Source organism: Streptomyces sp. NPDC020845, assembly GCF_044334165.1.
Taxonomy (GTDB): domain Bacteria; phylum Actinomycetota; class Actinomycetes; order Streptomycetales; family Streptomycetaceae; genus Streptomyces.
Genome location: NZ_JBIRSJ010000012.1, coordinates 400209 through 416240, shown reverse-complemented (window position 1 = coordinate 416240; position 16032 = coordinate 400209). Strand labels below are relative to the sequence as shown.

Below are 16032 nucleotides of genomic sequence, written 5' to 3'. Positions count from 1 at the left end.
GTCGGGTCCGGGGCGGCTTGGGGTGGACGGGCGTGCGCTTGTGGCTGTTGCGGTCTTGCTTGCGCCCGTCAGGGCGTGCCTCCCCGCCGCCCTGCTCGCCGTCCGAGGGGCGAAACCCATTCGCGGGGTCACCCCCCTCCTCCCATACGCTTGTGCCGTGACACCCGCCCAGCTCTCCCGCACCGTGCTGCAGACCGTGCGCCGTGCCGTCGAGGCCGACGAGCTGCGGGTGGCTGTGCTGCCGGAGCGGGTGAAGGTGCAGGCTCCGCCGCGGGCGGGGTGTGGGGATTACGCGACTAATGTGGCGCTCCAGCTTGCAAAGCTCGTAAAGGGGGATGGGGGGCCCGCGGTCGCCTTGCGGGTGGCTGAGGTGTTGCGGCGGCGGCTGGTGGTTACGCCTGGGATCGCTCGGGTGGACATCGCCGGGCCCGGGTTTTTGAACATCACCGTCGATCCCGGCGGGCATGCCGCGCTCGTGCGCGGCGTGCTGGAGCGCGGCGAGGGCTACGGGCGCTCGGATGCTCTGGCCGGGACCTTGGTGCGGCTCGCGCCTGCGCGGGAGGTGCGTGGGGCGTTGGTCGGCGCCGTCGTGGGGCGGCTTGTGGCCGTTTGTAGGGGAGAGTGCGAGGTCGTTGACGGGGGCGAGGTGCTCGCCGTGCGGCCGGTCGGAATTGCCCCTGAGGAGCTGCTCGGCTCGCTCGGGTCCGACGCCGCCCGCTGGGCGCTGCTGCGGCCCGCCGCGCACGATCTGCCCGATCTGGATCCCGGTCGGCTCCTCGCCCAGCGCGAGAGCAATCCGCTGTTCCGGGTGCGGTACGCCCATGCCCGGGTTCGGGCTCTCCTCAGGAATGGGCTCGATCTTGGGGTTGGTCCCAGTTCCGATGGCAGCGGCGCCGACAGTGCGTACGACCACCCCACCGCCGTCGCCCTCATCTCGCTCCTCGGCGACTACCCCCGCCTCCTCGAATCCGCCGCCCGCCACCGCGCCCCCGACCGTCTCGCCCGGCACCTCGAGGCCACCGCCGACGCCTTCTTCCGCTTCCACGACGCGTGCCCGCCTCTGCCGCGCGGCGAGCAGAAACCCTTGGCCGCCCACCGTTCCCGGCTGGCCCTTGCCGAGGCTGCCGGGACGGTGCTTGCCGGTGGCCTGCACCTGCTCGGCATCAGCGCACCGGAACATCTGTGAGACACCTGAGAGAGACGCCATGAGCCGTTCCGCACACCCCGCCGGGCCCCGCTACGCCGATGTGCTGCCCGAGGGGCACTACACCGCACCGCCCACCGACCTCAACGCCCTGGACGCGCGCGTATGGGCCCGTACGGTCGGCCGTGACGCCGACGGGGTGGTCACCGTCGGCGGGGTGGACGTCAAGACGTTGGCCGAGGAGTTCGGGACGCCCGGGTACTTCCTCGACGAGAGCGACTTCCGGGCCCGCTGCCGGGCCTGGCGGGAGGCGTTCGGGGCGGATGCCGATGTGTTCTACGCCGGGAAGGCCTTCCTGTGCCGCGCCGTCGTGCGCTGGCTGAACGAGGAGGGGCTGAACCTCGACGTGTGCTCCGCCGGGGAGCTGGCGACCGCGCTGGCCGCCGGGATGCCGGCCGAGCGCATCGCGCTGCACGGGAACAACAAGAGCGAGGCGGAGATCCGCCGGGCCGTCGAGGCCGGGGTGGGGCGGATCGTGCTCGACTCGTTCCAGGAGATCGTGCGGGTCGCGCACATCGCGGAGCGGCTGGGCAAGCGGCAGCGCGTCCAGATCCGCGTGACCGTGGGCGTGGAGGCGCATACGCACGAGTTCATCGCGACCGCCCACGAGGACCAGAAGTTCGGCATTCCGCTGGCCGGCGGGCTGGCCGCGGAGGCGGTGCGGCGGGCGCTGAAGCTCGACGGTCTCGAGCTGATCGGCGTCCACTCGCACATCGGGTCGCAGATCTTCGACACTTCCGGTTTCGAGGTGGCCGCCCACCGGGTGGTGGGGCTGCTCAAGGAGATCCGGGACGAGCACGGCATCGAGCTGCCCGAGATCGACCTCGGCGGCGGCCTCGGCATCGCGTACACCTCCGAGGACGACCCCAGCGAGCCGCATCAGATCGCCAAGGCGCTGCGCGACATCGTCCACCGGGAGTGCGAGTCGGCCGGGCTCGCGGTGCCGCGGCTGTCGGTGGAGCCGGGGCGGGCGATCGCCGGGCCGACTACGTTCACGCTGTACGAGGTGGGGACGGTCAAGGAGCTGCCGGCGCTGCGTACCTACGTCAGTGTCGATGGCGGGATGTCCGACAACATCCGTACCGCGCTGTACGACGCCGAGTACTCGGTGGCACTGGTCTCGCGTACCTCCACCGCCGAGCCGATGCTCTCCCGCGTCGTCGGCAAGCATTGCGAGTCCGGCGACATCGTCGTACGGGACGCCTTCCTGCCCGCCGACGTGGCGCCTGGGGATCTGATCGCGGTCCCGGCCACCGGTGCGTACTGCCGTTCCATGGCGAGCAACTACAACCACGCGCTCCGCCCGCCCGTCGTCGCCGTGAGGGACGGGCAGGCGCGCGAGATCGTCCGGCGCGAGACGGAGGAAGATCTTCTGCGGCTCGATGTCGGTTAGCCGAGTCGGTTGGCCGAGTCGGTTGGCCGAGCTAGCAGCTAGCTCGGCTGGCGAGAAACAAATCTCGGATACTGGACCGGGGATAGAAAGTCCCGTCCAGTGAGTGAGACTGGTGCACTACTTAGATGGATGAGAAGCGAGGTCGGATGATGCGTACGCGTCCGCTGAAAGTGGCGCTGCTGGGCTGTGGAGTGGTCGGCTCAGAGGTGGCGCGCATCATGACGACGCACGCGGCGGACCTCACGGCGCGCATCGGCGCCCCGGTCGAACTGGCCGGGATCGCCGTGCGCCGCCCCAACCGGGTGCGCGAGGGCGTCCCGGCCGAGCTGGTGACCACCGACGCGACCGCCCTGGTCAAACGCGGCGACATCGACGTTGTTGTTGAGGTTATTGGCGGCATCGAACCCGCCCGCACCCTCATCACCACCGCTTTCGAGCACGGCGCCAGCGTGGTGTCGGCGAACAAGGCGCTGGTCGCGCAGGACGGCGCGGCCCTGCACGCGGCCGCGCTCGAGCGCGGCGTCGACCTGTACTACGAGGCCGCGGTCGCGGGCGCGATCCCGCTGGTGCGGCCGCTGCGCGAATCCCTGGCCGGGGACAAGGTCAACCGGGTGCTCGGCATCGTCAACGGCACCACCAACTTCATCCTCGACCGGATGGACACCAGCGGCGCCGGCTACAGCGAGGCGCTGGACGAGGCCACCGCCCTCGGGTACGCGGAGGCCGACCCGACCGCCGACGTGGAGGGCTTCGACGCCGCCGCGAAGGCCGCGATCCTGGCCGGGATCGCCTTCCACACCCGCGTCACCCTCGACGATGTGCACCGCGAGGGCATCACCGAGGTCACCGCCTCCGATATCGCCTCCGCCAAGCGCATGGGCTGTACGGTCAAGCTGCTGGCGATCTGCGAGCGCGCCGAGGACGGGCAGTCGGTCACCGCCCGGGTGCACCCGGCGATGATCCCGCTGAGCCATCCGCTCGCCTCCGTCCGCGAGGCGTACAACGCGGTCTTCGTCGAGGCCGAGGCGGCCGGCCGGCTGATGTTCTACGGGCCCGGGGCCGGCGGTTCGCCGACCGCCTCGGCGGTCCTCGGCGACCTGGTCGCCGCCTGCCGTAACCGGCTCGGCCAGACCACCGGACCGGGCGAGTCCGCGTACACCCGGCTGCCCGTGAGCCCCATGGGCGATGTGATCACGCGCTATCACATCAGTCTGGACGTCGCCGATAAACCGGGAGTTCTTGCTCAGGTCGCCACGGTCTTCTCCGAGCATGGCGTATCCATCGATACGGTCCGCCAGCAGGGGAAGGACGGCGAGGCGTCCCTCGTCGTGGTCACCCACCGGGCGAGCGACGCGGCCCTGACGGCCACCGTCGAGGCGCTGCGCAGGCTGGACACCGTCCGTGATGTCGCCAGCATCATGCGGGTCGAGGGCGAGTGAGGGCGAGTGAGGGCGAGTGAGGGCGAGTGAGGGCGAGTATGAGGGTGAGCAGGGGAGTAAAGGAAGATCATGAACACAATCGCTGACGCCGGGCCCGCGATGTCCGGCACCCGCCGCTGGCAGGGCTGGCGGGGCATCATCGAGGAGTACCGCGACCGGCTGCCGGTCAGCGAGACGACCCCCGTCGTCACCCTGCGCGAGGGCGGCACCCCGCTGGTCCCCGCCCAGGTGCTCTCCGAGCGCACCGGCTGCGACGTGCACCTCAAGGTCGAGGGCGCCAACCCCACCGGGTCGTTCAAGGACCGCGGCATGACCATGGCCATCAGCATGGCCAAGGAGGCCGGCGCCCAGGCCGTCATCTGCGCCTCCACCGGCAACACCTCGGCTTCCGCGGCCGCCTACGCGGTACGGGCCGGAATGGTCTGCGCCGTCCTCGTCCCGCAGGGCAAGATCGCGCTGGGCAAGATGGGCCAGGCCCTGGTCCACGGCTCCAAGATCCTCCAGGTCGACGGCAACTTCGACGACTGCCTGGAGCTGGCCCGCGGGCTGTCCGAGAAGTACCCGGTGGCGCTGGTCAATTCGGTCAACCCGGCCCGTATCGAAGGGCAGAAGACCGCGTCGTTCGAGATCGTCGACATGCTCGGCGACGCGCCCGACATCCATGTGCTGCCGGTCGGCAACGCGGGCAACATCACGGCCTACTGGAAGGGCTACAAGGAGTACGCGACGGACGGCCCGCTCGGCGCGCCCGCCTCCCGTACGCCCCGGATGTGGGGGTTCCAGGCCTCCGGCGCGGCGCCCATCGTGCGCGGTGAGCCGGTCAGGAACCCGAGCACCATCGCCACCGCGATCCGCATCGGCAACCCCGCCTCCTGGGCCTTCGCCGAGCAGGCGCGCGACGAGTCCGGCGGCCTCATCGACGAGGTGACCGACCGTCAAATCCTCGCCGCCTACCGGCTGCTCGCCTCCCAGGAGGGCGTTTTCGTCGAGCCGGCCTCCGCGGCGAGTGTCGCGGGTCTGCTCAAGGCGGCCGAGCAGGGTCTGGTCGACCCCGGCCAGCGCATCGTGTGCACGGTGACCGGAAACGGCCTCAAGGACCCGGACTGGGCGGTGGCGGGCGCGCCGCAGCCGGTCACGGTGCCGGTGGACGCGGACACGGCCGCCGAGCGGCTCGGGCTGGCCTAGTTTTCGGGTCGATCCGGTTCCGGTCTGGTGATTCCGGCCCGTCCGGTCTCCGCCCGTCCGAGTTCCGGTCGGCCTGATTTCCAGCCCCACCAGCCCTCGTTCACGCGGCGCCGGGCGGCGCCGGGGGTACGCCCCCGGGCCGTTGCCCGGCGCCGCGGCTCAAGATCCACTAGAGTGCGGGCGGAGAAGCCCAGGAGCAAGGAGGGCGCGCGGAACGCTCAAGTAGAGTGGGCGCGGACGACGAGAGGGAGCGCGACACGCACCGTGCGCCTCCCGTGCGCCCTATGTCGCCACAGAACCTTCCTTCGATAGGCTGTACTGAATCCGCCCCGACGCAGAGCAGCTGCCTCTGCACGGCGTTGCCGTACTTCCCGGCACGGCCCCCGCGGTGTTCCGTACCTCTTCGAGCGATCCCAGTCACACAGCAATCCCAGTCACACAAGGAGAGTCATCGAGCGATGGCCGGTCCAGCGTTCCGCGCCGCCGCCGTCCGAGTGCGCGTGCCCGCCACAAGCGCCAACCTCGGTCCCGGCTTCGACGCCCTCGGCCTGGCCCTGGGGCTGTACGACGACGTGGTGGTCCGGGTCGCCGACTCCGGTCTGCACATCGACATCGCGGGTGAGGGCGCCGAGACGCTGCCGCGCGACGAGGACCATCTGCTCGTACGCTCCCTGCGCACCGCCTTCGACCTGCTGGGCGGACAGCCGCGCGGCCTCGAGGTCGTCTGCGCCAACCGGATTCCGCACGGGCGGGGTCTGGGCTCCTCCTCGGCCGCCATCTGCGCCGGGATAGTGGCCGCCCGCGCGGTGACCATAGGCGGCGCCGAGCGGCTCGACGACGCGGCGCTGCTGGAGCTGGCCACCGAGATCGAGGGCCACCCCGACAATGTCGCCGCCTGTCTGCTCGGCGGTTTCACCCTCGCCTGGACGGACGCGGGAGCGGCCCGGGCGATCAGAATGGACCCTTCCGATTCCATCGTTCCGGTGGTCTTCGTGCCCGGCCGGCCGGTGCTCACGGCCACCGCCCGGGGGCTGCTGCCGCGCAACGTCCCGCATGTGGACGCCGCGGTGAACGCGGGGCGCGCCGCGCTGCTGGTGGAGGCGTTGACCAGGCGCCCCGAGCTGCTGCTCGCGGCGACGGAGGACCGGCTGCACCAGGAGTACCGCGCGCCGGCGATGCCCGAGAGCGTGGCGCTGGTGAACCGACTGCGGGCGGACGGCGTCCCCGCGGTCATCTCGGGCGCGGGCCCCACGGTGCTCGCGCTGGTCGAAGACGGTGCGGCCGACAAGGTCGCACGGCTGGCGGGCGAGGGGTGGGCGGCCAACCGGCTGGCTCTCGACGCCGGGGGGGCGAGCGTCCTGCCGCTCACCTGACACCGCGGACGCCCGATGCGGCCCAGGCGGGCCTTGGGAGTCCCGAAAAACTTGATAGCCGGTCTTGGAGAGGGGGAATGTTTGTTGGATCCGGTAGTGTTAACCTCAAGTCTGCACTTGATGCCTCATGCTCGGAGTGATCGCCGGGCGGGGAGGCGCAGTGCTCAGTGTCCCCATCCGGGACCACCCTTCTTCCGGGAGCCTCCCAAACTGCCTGAGCAGCCTGCCTGAGCAGTTCCGAGCACGCTCCGGAGCTCCGGAATGGCGTGATGGATCCAGGCGAAGCCTCCGTCGCGTCGGAACCAATGAATTGATCTCTCCGCCATACCTGGCGGACCACCGCCCCGGCCGGTCCGCACGAGAAGGACACAGCCGGACAGCACAACCGGTCGCCGAGCCAGACAGGCCGACGCCCGCTCCAGGGAAGGACCCTTCGTGAGCGACACCACCGATCTGATGGGCGTGAACGCCTCCGGCACCTCCGACAGCGGTGTCGGCAATGCCGCGCCCGCCACGGACGCTCCCGCCGCGCCTGCCACCGGTGCTGCCACTGGCACTGCCCCGCGGCGACGCCGCTCGGGCACCGGCCTCGACGCCATGGTCCTGGCCGAGCTGCAGCAGCTCGCCTCGAGCCTCGGCATCAGGGGCACCGCGCGGATGCGCAAGAGCCAGCTGATCGAGGTCATCAAGGAGAAGCAGGCCTCCGGCTCCGGCGCCTCCGCCAAGTCCGCCGAGGCCGCCCCCGCCGCCGCGGAGGGGGTGACAAAGCCCAAGCGCCGTACCACCTCCAAGGCCCGTACGGGCGAGGACAGCGAGCCGACCGCGGCCAAGACGGCGGCCACCAAGGCCGCCGGCGCCAAGGACGAAGCGGCCGCGAAGGCGGAGAAGGCCACCGCTCAGCAGCAGATCGAGATCCCGGGCCAGCCGGGCGAGCCCGCCGCCGACGAGCAGCCGGCCGACGGGCGCCGCCGCCGGCGGGCCACCGCGCCGGTCACCGCCACCACCACCGACAGCACTGCCACCGCCACCGCCGTCGAGACCAAGACGGAGACCAAGGCCGAGGCCGCCAAAACCGATTCCCGGGCCGACGCCAAGGCCGAGGCCGCTGTTGACACCGCCGAGGGCAAGGGCGCCAAGGGCCAGGACCGGGCCGAGCGCGCCGAGCGCGCCCAGAAGGGCGACCGCCGGGAGCGCGGCGGCCAGCGCGAGCGGGACGGCCGCGAGGGCCGCGACGGTCGTGACAGCCGTGACCGCCGCGGCGGCAAGGGTGAGGACGGCGCCGCACAGGGCGGCGGCCGTCAGCAGCGCGACAGCCGTGGCCAGGGCCAGCAGCGTGCCGATGAGGCCGACGACGACTTCGACGGCGGGCGCCGCGGGCGCCGCGGCCGCTACCGCGACCGCCGTGGCCGCCGTGGCCGTGACGACTTCGGCAACGAGCCGCAGGTGTCCGAGGACGACGTGCTGATCCCGGTTGCGGGCATCCTCGACATCCTCGACAACTACGCGTTCATCCGGACCTCCGGCTATCTGCCGGGCCCGAACGATGTGTACGTCTCGCTCGCCCAGGTCCGCAAGAACGGCCTGCGCAAGGGCGACCACGTCACCGGCGCGGTCCGCCAGCCGCGTGAGGGCGAGCGCCGCGAGAAGTTCAACGCGCTGGTCCGCCTCGACTCGGTCAACGGCATGGCGCCCGAAACCGGCCGCGGGCGGCCGGAGTTCGGCAAGCTGACCCCGCTCTACCCGCAGGACCGTCTGCGTCTGGAGACCGAGGCGGGCGGGCTGACGACCCGCATCATCGACCTGGTCGCGCCGATCGGTAAGGGTCAGCGCGGTCTGATCGTGGCCCCGCCGAAGACCGGTAAGACCATGATCATGCAGGCGATCGCCAACGCGATCACCCGCAACAGCCCCGAGTGCCATCTGATGGTCGTCCTCGTCGACGAGCGGCCGGAAGAGGTCACCGATATGCAGCGGTCGGTCAAGGGCGAGGTCATCTCCTCGACCTTCGACCGCCCGGCCGAGGACCACACCACCGTCGCCGAGCTGGCGATCGAGCGGGCCAAGCGCCTGGTCGAGCTGGGTCATGACGTGGTCGTCCTGCTGGACTCGATCACCCGCCTGGGCCGCGCGTACAACCTCGCGGCGCCCGCCTCCGGCCGCATTCTGTCCGGTGGTGTCGACTCGACCGCGCTCTACCCGCCGAAGAAGTTCTTCGGCGCCGCGCGCAACATCGAGGACGGCGGCTCGCTGACCATCCTGGCCACCGCGCTGGTCGAGACCGGATCGCGGATGGACGAGGTGATCTTCGAGGAGTTCAAGGGCACCGGCAACATGGAGCTCAGGCTCGACCGGAAGCTCGCCGACAAGCGCATCTTCCCGGCCGTCGACGTCGACGCCTCCAGCACCCGCAAGGAGGAGATCCTTCTCGCGCCGGAGGAGCTGAACATCGTCTGGAAGCTGCGCCGGGTGCTGCACGCGCTCGACTCGCAGCAGGCGATCGAGCTGCTTCTGGACAAGATGAAGCAGACGAAGTCGAACGCCGAGTTCCTGATGCAGATCGCCAAGACCACGCCCACCCCGGGCAACGGCGACTGATCAGCGGCGCTTCTGACAACAAGACGAGGGCCTTTCCGCCACGGCGGGAAGGCCCTCGTCATATGTGGATGAGATCTGGGCCACATCGGCCGCCACCCCCGCCGACCTGCGCGATCTCCGTCGTACGCGACGAAACCCCAGGTCAGCGGCGCGAGCCCGGCAGGCCGGAGCGAGGTGCGGGTGCCGCGCTCGGTTCCGGAACGGGAGACCTCCATATGCAACCCTGGCGGACGACCTGTCGTCTGTCAGGTCGAATCACGGCGAGACCACGCCGAACCGTGATGGTGGGGGTAACCGGACAGCGAGGACTGAAGAGGGCATGGCTGATCACAGGAAGCACACACCGCGGAATTCGGCCTCGGCGCCCCGCAGCGGACGCCGCAAGGCGCTGATGGGCACGGTGTGGACGCTGGCGACCGTGCTGGTCCTGGGCGGTGCGGGTGCCGGCTATGTGTACTACAAGCTGAACGGCAATATCACCAGCGTCAACATCAACGGTGCCCTCGGCTCCGACCGCCCCAAGAACGTCGACAACGGCTCCATGGACATATTGGTCCTCGGCTCCGACTCGCGCGCCGGCCAGAACGCCAAGTACGGCACCGACGAAGGCACCTCCCGCTCCGACACCGCGATGGTCGTGCACGTCTACAAGGGCCGTAAGAAGGCCAGCGTCGTCAGCATCCCGCGCGACACCCTGATCCGCCGCCCCGTCTGCACCAAGGGCGGCGAGACGGTCCCCGCGCAGCGTCTTGCGATGTTCAACTCCGCGTACGAGGTCGGCGGCCCGGCCTGCGCCGTCAAGACCGTCGAGTCGATGACCGGCATCCGCATGGACCACTACCTCGAGGTCGACTTCTCCGGCTTCAAGCACCTCATAGACCAGCTCGGCGGCGTGGACATCACCACCACCCAGCCGATCCACGACGCCAAGAGCCACCTCGACCTGGAGCCCGGGCAGCACACCCTCAACGGCGAGCAGTCCCTCGGCCTGGTGCGCACCCGGCACGCCGTCGGCGACGGCAGCGACCTCGGCCGGATCAAGCTCCAGCAGGCGTTCATCAAGGCGCTGCTCGACCAGATCAAGTCCGTGGACCTGTTCAGCAGCCCGAAGAAGCTCTACGACCTCGCCGACACCTCCACCAAGGCGCTGACCACCGACTCCGAGCTGGCCTCCGTCAACAAGCTGCGCGGCTTCGCCGAGGATCTGAAGGGCATCGACTCCAAGGACATGCACATGGTGACGCTGCCCGTGCAGTACGACCCGAACGACCCCAACCGCGTACTGCCGATCGACACCAAGGCCCGGCAGGTCTGGCGGGCGCTGCGCTGGGACAAGCCGATTCCGGCGTCCGCGACCAAGGGCTCGGCGGGGGACGCGACCGGCGACGCCGGCAAGGTCGTCCAGAATCCCTGACACCCACATATCCCTGACACCCACATATCCCTGACACCCACATATCCCTGACACCCGCATACGGGCCCTTTGCCCCTCGTCCCAGCCCTGGGAATATCTGGGCCCTACCCCCGGTTTTGGGGGATGCGGCCAGTCCTGGCAGACTGGTTCGTCGGCCCCGGTTCACGTCAGGCAACCCGCCTGTCGACCCGGTGCCCTCCCGAACCTAGGAGAATCCCTTGAAGCGCGACATTCACCCGGAGTACGTCGAGACGCAGGTCAGCTGCACCTGCGGCGCCTCCTTCACGACCCGTAGCACCGTGGCGGGCGGCACCATCCGTGCCGACATCTGCTCCGAGTGCCACCCGTTCTACACGGGCAAGCAGAAGATCCTCGACACCGGTGGCCGCGTGGCGCGGTTCGAGGCCCGCTTCGGCAAGAACGCCGGGTCCGCCAAGAAGTAGCGACCCGCACGGCGCCGGTCTCAGGTCGCCCCTTCCCTGGGGCGGCCGGACCGGCGTTTTGTCGTCACGGCTTCTCGTCACGGCCTGTCATACGGCCGGTCGTCATGGCCTTACGGCACCCCACCCCCATGCAGCCCATTCCACGCAACCAGGAGCCCTTGATGTTCGAGGCGGTCGAGGAACTGATCGGCGAACACGCCGACCTCGAGAAGCGGCTCGCCGACCCCGCGGTCCACGCCGACCAGCGCGAGGCGACGCGGCTGGGCAAGCGCTACGCCGAGCTGACCCCGATCGTCGGCACGTACCGCTCCTGGAAGCAGACCGGGGAAGACATCGAGACCGCGCGCGAGCTGGCCCAGCTCGACGCGGACTTCGCCGATGAGGTCAAGGAGCTGGAGGCGCGGCGCGAGGAGCTGACCGACCGGCTGCGGCTGCTGCTGGTCCCGCGCGACCCCAGCGACGACAAGGACGTGATCCTCGAGGTCAAGGCCGGCGAGGGCGGCGAGGAGTCCGCGCTGTTCGCGGGCGATCTGCTGCGGATGTATCTGCGCTACGCCGAGCGCGTCGGCTGGAAGACCGAGATCATCGACGCCAACGAGTCCGACCTCGGCGGCTACAAGGACGTCCAGGTCGCGGTGAAGGCCAAGAGCAACGCGGAGCCCGGCCAGGGGGTGTGGGCCCGGCTGAAGTACGAGGGCGGGGTGCACCGCGTACAGCGGGTGCCCGCCACCGAGTCGCAGGGCCGTATCCACACCTCCGCCGCCGGTGTGCTGGTCACCCCGGAGGCCGAGGAGGTCGAGGTCGAGATCAGCCAGAACGACCTGCGGATCGACGTCTACCGCTCCTCGGGCCCCGGCGGCCAGTCGGTCAACACCACCGACTCCGCGGTGCGCATCACCCATCTGCCCACCGGCATCGTGGTCTCCTGCCAGAACGAGAAGAGCCAGCTCCAGAACAAGGAGCAGGCGCTGCGCATCCTGCGCTCGCGGCTGCTGGCCGCGGCCCAGGAGGAGGCGGAGCGGGAGGCGTCGGACGCGCGGCGCAGCCAGGTCCGCACGGTGGACCGGTCCGAACGCATCCGCACCTACAACTTTCCGGAAAACCGGATCTCGGACCACCGGGTCGGCTTCAAGGCGTACAACTTGGACCAGGTGCTCGACGGCGAACTCGATCCGGTCATCCAGGCGTGCGTCGACGCCGACGCCGCCGCAAAGCTCGCGGCCGCGCAGTAGGGCCACACCCCCAAAGGGAAGGCCCGTAGCCTTAGCCTTTGTCCGGACCGGCTGGAGGAATTCAGTGAATGTGCTGCTCGCCGAGGTGGCGCAGGCCACCCAGCGGCTGGCCGACGCCGGCGTGCCGTCTCCGCGCTTCGACGCGGAGGAGCTGGCCGCCTTTGTGCACGGCGTCAAGCGGGGTGAGCTGCACGGCGTCGCCGACGCCGACTTCGACGCCCGCTACTGGGAGGCCGTAGCCCGCCGGGAGGCCCGCGAGCCCCTGCAGCACATCACCGGGCGCGCCTTCTTCCGCTATCTGGAGCTCCAGGTCGGCCCCGGCGTCTTCGTGCCCCGCCCGGAGACCGAGTCGGTCGTCGGCTGGGCCATAGACGCGGTACGTGCCATGGACGTCGTCGAACCGCTGATCGTCGACCTGTGCTCGGGCTCCGGGGCGATCGCCCTCGCGCTGGCCCAGGAGGTGCCGCGGTCTCGGGTGCACGCCGTGGAGCTGGACGAGGGCGCCCTGCGGTGGGCCCGTAAGAACGTCGAGGGGTCCCGCGTCGTTCTCCACCAGGGGGACGCGCTGACGGCCCTGCCCGAGCTCGACGGACAGGTGGACCTGGTGATCAGCAACCCGCCGTACATCCCGCTGACCGAGTGGGAGTACGTCGCGCCCGAGGCCCGCGACCACGACCCGCAGCTGGCGCTGTTCTCCGGCGAGGACGGCCTCGATGTGATCCGCGGCCTGGAGCGCACCGCCCACCGGCTGCTGCGCCACGGGGGGGTCGTGGTCATCGAGCACGCCGACACCCAGGGCGGCCAGGTGCCGTGGATCTTCACCGAGGAGCGTGGCTGGGCGGACGCCGCCGACCACCCCGACCTGAACAAGCGGCCCCGGTTCGCCACGGCGCGGAAGGCCATGCCATGACGCGGGCGGATGGCGTGACCTCGGCGGATGGCGTGACCTCGGCGCATGGCGCGACCCCGGCGGACGGGCCCTGTGGGCGGAAAGTAGCGATCCGGTGACGCACCGCACTGCCGGATATCCAGCGAAGGAGAAATGATGGCACGGCGATACGACTGCGGCGACCCGACCGACCGCAAGACCGGCCTGCGTGAGGCCGCGTCCGCCGTCCGCCGCGGCGAGCTGGTCGTGCTGCCCACCGACACCGTCTACGGCATCGGTGCGGACGCCTTCAACGCCGAGGCCGTCGGCGATCTGCTGGAGGCCAAGGGCCGCGGCCGCAATATGCCGACCCCCGTCCTCGTCGGCTCCCCGAACACCCTGCACGGCCTGGTCACCGACCTGTCCGAGCAGGCGTGGGAGCTCGTGGACGCCTTCTGGCCGGGCGCGCTCACCCTGGTCGCCCGGCACCAGCCATCGCTCACCTGGGACCTGGGGGAGACCCGCGGCACCGTCGCGGTCCGGATGCCGCTGCACCCGGTCGCGATCGAGCTGCTGAACGACTTCGGCCCGATGGCGGTCTCCAGCGCCAACCTCACCGGCCACCCCTCCCCGCAGGACTGCGACGCGGCCCAGGACATGCTCGGCGACTCGGTCTCGGTCTATCTCGACGGCGGGCCGACCCCCGCCGCCGTTCCGTCCTCCATCGTCGATGTGACCAGTAAGGTGCCGGTCCTGCTGCGCGCGGGCGCCCTGAGCGCCGAGCAGCTGCGGGAGGTCGTACCCGACCTCGAGGTGGCCAATTGACAGCCCCTGAGGGGCGTGGCATAGCGGAACACCGTCACCACAGTGCCGAACACAGCTTCCGCATCCTCCACGTCAGCACCGGCAACGTCTGCCGCTCGCCGATCACCGAGCGGCTGACCCGGCATGCCCTCGCGCACCGTCTGGGCAGCGAGCGCACCAGCGGGCTGATCGTGGAGAGCGCCGGGACCTGGGGCCACGAGGGCGCGCCCATGGAGGCGCACGCCGCCACCGTCCTGACCGACTTCGGCGCCGACCCGGCCGGCTTCCTCGGCCGTGAACTGCTCGACGAGCACGTCATCCGCGCCGACCTCGTCCTCACCGCCACCCGCGACCACCGCGCCCAGGTCATCTCCATGGGGCATTCGGCGGGGCTGCGCACCTTCACGCTCAAGGAGTTCACCCGGCTGGTACGGGCCATAGACCCGGCGACGCTGCCCGACCCGGAAGAGGCGGGCGGCGTGGTCGACCGGGCCCGCGCCCTGGTCCAGGCGGCCGCCGCGCTGCGCGGCTGGCTGCTGGCGCCGACCGAGGAGGCGGACGAGGTGCACGACCCGTACGGTGCGCCGATCACCTTCTTCCGCTCCATCGGCGACGAGATCCACGAGGCCCTGGAGCCCGTGGTGACGGCCATGACGGGGGTGCCCGCTCCCGCGTAGCCCCGGGCGGGGCCCGGGCCTACATTGGGAGGACATTGGGCACTACCTGAGGTCGTGAGCTAGCGATGGCCGCTACCCCCGCGCCCCCGCGCGGCAACCAGGCCGGGCAGACCGGTCAGGCCGGTGTGGTCCGTACGGCTGCCGCCTGGGAACCCGACTTCGACGCGCTGCGCCGGCAGGACCCCGATATCGCCGGGATCGTCCTGGGTGAGCTGGACCGCGTCAGGGGCGGGCTGCAGCTGATCGCCGCGGAGAACTTCACCTCCCGGGCCGTGCTCACCGCCCTGGCCTCGCCGCTGGCCAACAAGTACGCCGAGGGCTACCCGGGCGCCCGCTTCCACGGCGGATGCGAGCTGGTCGACGTCGCCGAGCGGATCGCCATGGACCGGGCGAAGGCCCTGTTCAGCGCGGAGCACGCCAATGTGCAGCCGCACTCGGGCTCCTCCGCGGTGCTCGCCGCGTACGCCGCGCTGCTGCGGCCCGGCGACACGGTGATGGCGATGGCGCTGGCGCACGGCGGACATCTCACCCATGGCTCCCCGGCCAACTTCTCCGGCCGCTGGTTCGACTTCATCGGCTACGGCGTCGACCCGCACACCGGACTGATCGACTACGACCAGCTCCGCGACCTGGCGCTGGCCCACCGCCCCAAGGCGATTGTCTGCGGTTCGATCTCCTACCCCCGCCACCTGGACTACGCGGCGTTCCGGGAGATCGCCGACGAGGCCGGCGCGTATCTGATCGCGGACGCCGCCCACCCCATCGGCCTGGTGGCCGGGAAGGCGGCGCCCAATCCGGTGCCGTACGCCGATGTGGTGTGCGCGACCACGCACAAGGTGCTGCGCGGGCCCCGCGGCGGGATGGTGCTGTGCGGTGCGGACCTCGCCGAGCGGGTCGACCGCGCGGTCTTCCCGTTTTCGCAGGGTGGCGCGCAGATGCACACCGTCGCCGCCAAGGCTGTCGCGTTCGCCGAGGCCGCGCAGCCCGCGTTCACCGCGTACGCCCACCGGGTCGTCGCCAACGCCCATGCGCTGGTCGACGCCCTGGCCGCCGAGGGCCTCCCGGTGATCACCGGCGGTACCGACACCCATCTGATCACCGCCGACCCCGCCCCCCTGGGCCTGGACGGCCCCGCCGCCCGGGCCCGCTGCGCGGCGGCGGGCATCGTGCTGGACAGCTGCGCGGTGGCGTCCGCGACCGCGCCGGGCGGCTGCGTCAAGGGCATCCGGCTGGGCACCGCGGCGGTGACCACCCAGGGGATGGGGACGGACGAGATGGCGCGCATCGGCCAGCTGCTCATGGTGGCGCTGCGGGAGAAGGAGACCTCGCAGCGGCTGCGGGAACTGCGGGCCGAGGTCAGGGAGTTGGCGACGGCGTTCGCCCCTTACTCCGACTGATTACTCCG

Annotated in this window: 13 protein-coding genes; all 13 read left to right on the top strand. The window is 70.9% G+C overall.

Annotated features, from left to right (window positions below; genetic code table 11):
* Positions 1–157 precede the first annotated feature (157 nt).
* On the top strand, positions 158–1186 hold the full coding sequence (nrtL, locus tag ACH4U7_RS32390; RefSeq protein ID WP_398531317.1) for an ArgS-related anticodon-binding protein NrtL: 1029 nt from the start codon (positions 158–160) through the stop codon (positions 1184–1186).
* 19 nt (positions 1187–1205) lie between these two features.
* Positions 1206–2597, top strand: a complete 1392-nt coding sequence (gene lysA / locus ACH4U7_RS32385) for a diaminopimelate decarboxylase (RefSeq protein ID WP_398531316.1) — start codon at positions 1206–1208, stop codon at positions 2595–2597.
* A gap of 146 nt (positions 2598–2743) precedes the next feature.
* On the top strand, positions 2744–4036 hold the full coding sequence (locus tag ACH4U7_RS32380) for a homoserine dehydrogenase (protein ID WP_398531345.1): 1293 nt from the start codon (positions 2744–2746) through the stop codon (positions 4034–4036).
* 99 nt (positions 4037–4135) lie between these two features.
* The gene (thrC, locus tag ACH4U7_RS32375) at positions 4136–5221 is read left to right on the top strand and encodes a threonine synthase (protein WP_398531344.1); all 1086 of its coding nucleotides are present in this window, start codon (positions 4136–4138) and stop codon (positions 5219–5221) included.
* Positions 5222–5679: 458 nt separating this feature from the next.
* Positions 5680–6594: a homoserine kinase gene (gene thrB / locus ACH4U7_RS32370; protein WP_385623260.1), complete on the top strand. Its 915-nt coding sequence runs from the start codon at positions 5680–5682 to the stop codon at positions 6592–6594.
* A gap of 435 nt (positions 6595–7029) precedes the next feature.
* Positions 7030–9189, top strand: a complete 2160-nt coding sequence (gene rho / locus ACH4U7_RS32365) for a transcription termination factor Rho (RefSeq protein ID WP_398531315.1) — start codon at positions 7030–7032, stop codon at positions 9187–9189.
* A 319-nt stretch (positions 9190–9508) separates the two neighbouring features.
* The gene (locus tag ACH4U7_RS32360) at positions 9509–10603 is read left to right on the top strand and encodes an LCP family protein (RefSeq protein WP_398531314.1); all 1095 of its coding nucleotides are present in this window, start codon (positions 9509–9511) and stop codon (positions 10601–10603) included.
* A gap of 218 nt (positions 10604–10821) precedes the next feature.
* Positions 10822–11046, top strand: coding sequence for a 50S ribosomal protein L31 (rpmE, locus tag ACH4U7_RS32355; protein ID WP_014176386.1), 225 nt, complete (start codon positions 10822–10824; stop codon positions 11044–11046).
* 161 nt (positions 11047–11207) lie between these two features.
* Complete coding sequence (prfA, locus tag ACH4U7_RS32350) at positions 11208–12278, top strand: peptide chain release factor 1 (protein ID WP_014176385.1); 1071 nt, start codon at positions 11208–11210, stop codon at positions 12276–12278.
* Positions 12279–12342: 64 nt separating this feature from the next.
* A complete protein-coding gene (prmC, locus tag ACH4U7_RS32345) occupies positions 12343–13188 on the top strand; it encodes a peptide chain release factor N(5)-glutamine methyltransferase (protein ID WP_089514210.1) in 846 nt (281 codons plus the stop codon).
* Between the two features lie 135 nt (positions 13189–13323).
* The gene (locus tag ACH4U7_RS32340) at positions 13324–13971 is read left to right on the top strand and encodes an L-threonylcarbamoyladenylate synthase (RefSeq protein WP_089514209.1); all 648 of its coding nucleotides are present in this window, start codon (positions 13324–13326) and stop codon (positions 13969–13971) included.
* Positions 13968–14627 (top strand): protein-tyrosine-phosphatase, encoded by a 660-nt coding sequence (locus tag ACH4U7_RS32335; RefSeq protein WP_398531313.1) that lies wholly within the window; start codon positions 13968–13970, stop codon positions 14625–14627. Before ACH4U7_RS32340 ends, ACH4U7_RS32335 begins: the two co-directional genes overlap by 4 nt.
* Before the next feature lie 65 nt (positions 14628–14692).
* Positions 14693–16024 carry a serine hydroxymethyltransferase gene (gene glyA, locus ACH4U7_RS32330; protein ID WP_398531312.1) on the top strand — a complete coding sequence of 444 codons (1332 nt, stop codon included), beginning with the start codon at positions 14693–14695 and terminating at the stop codon, positions 16022–16024.
* Positions 16025–16032: the final 8 nt, after the last annotated feature.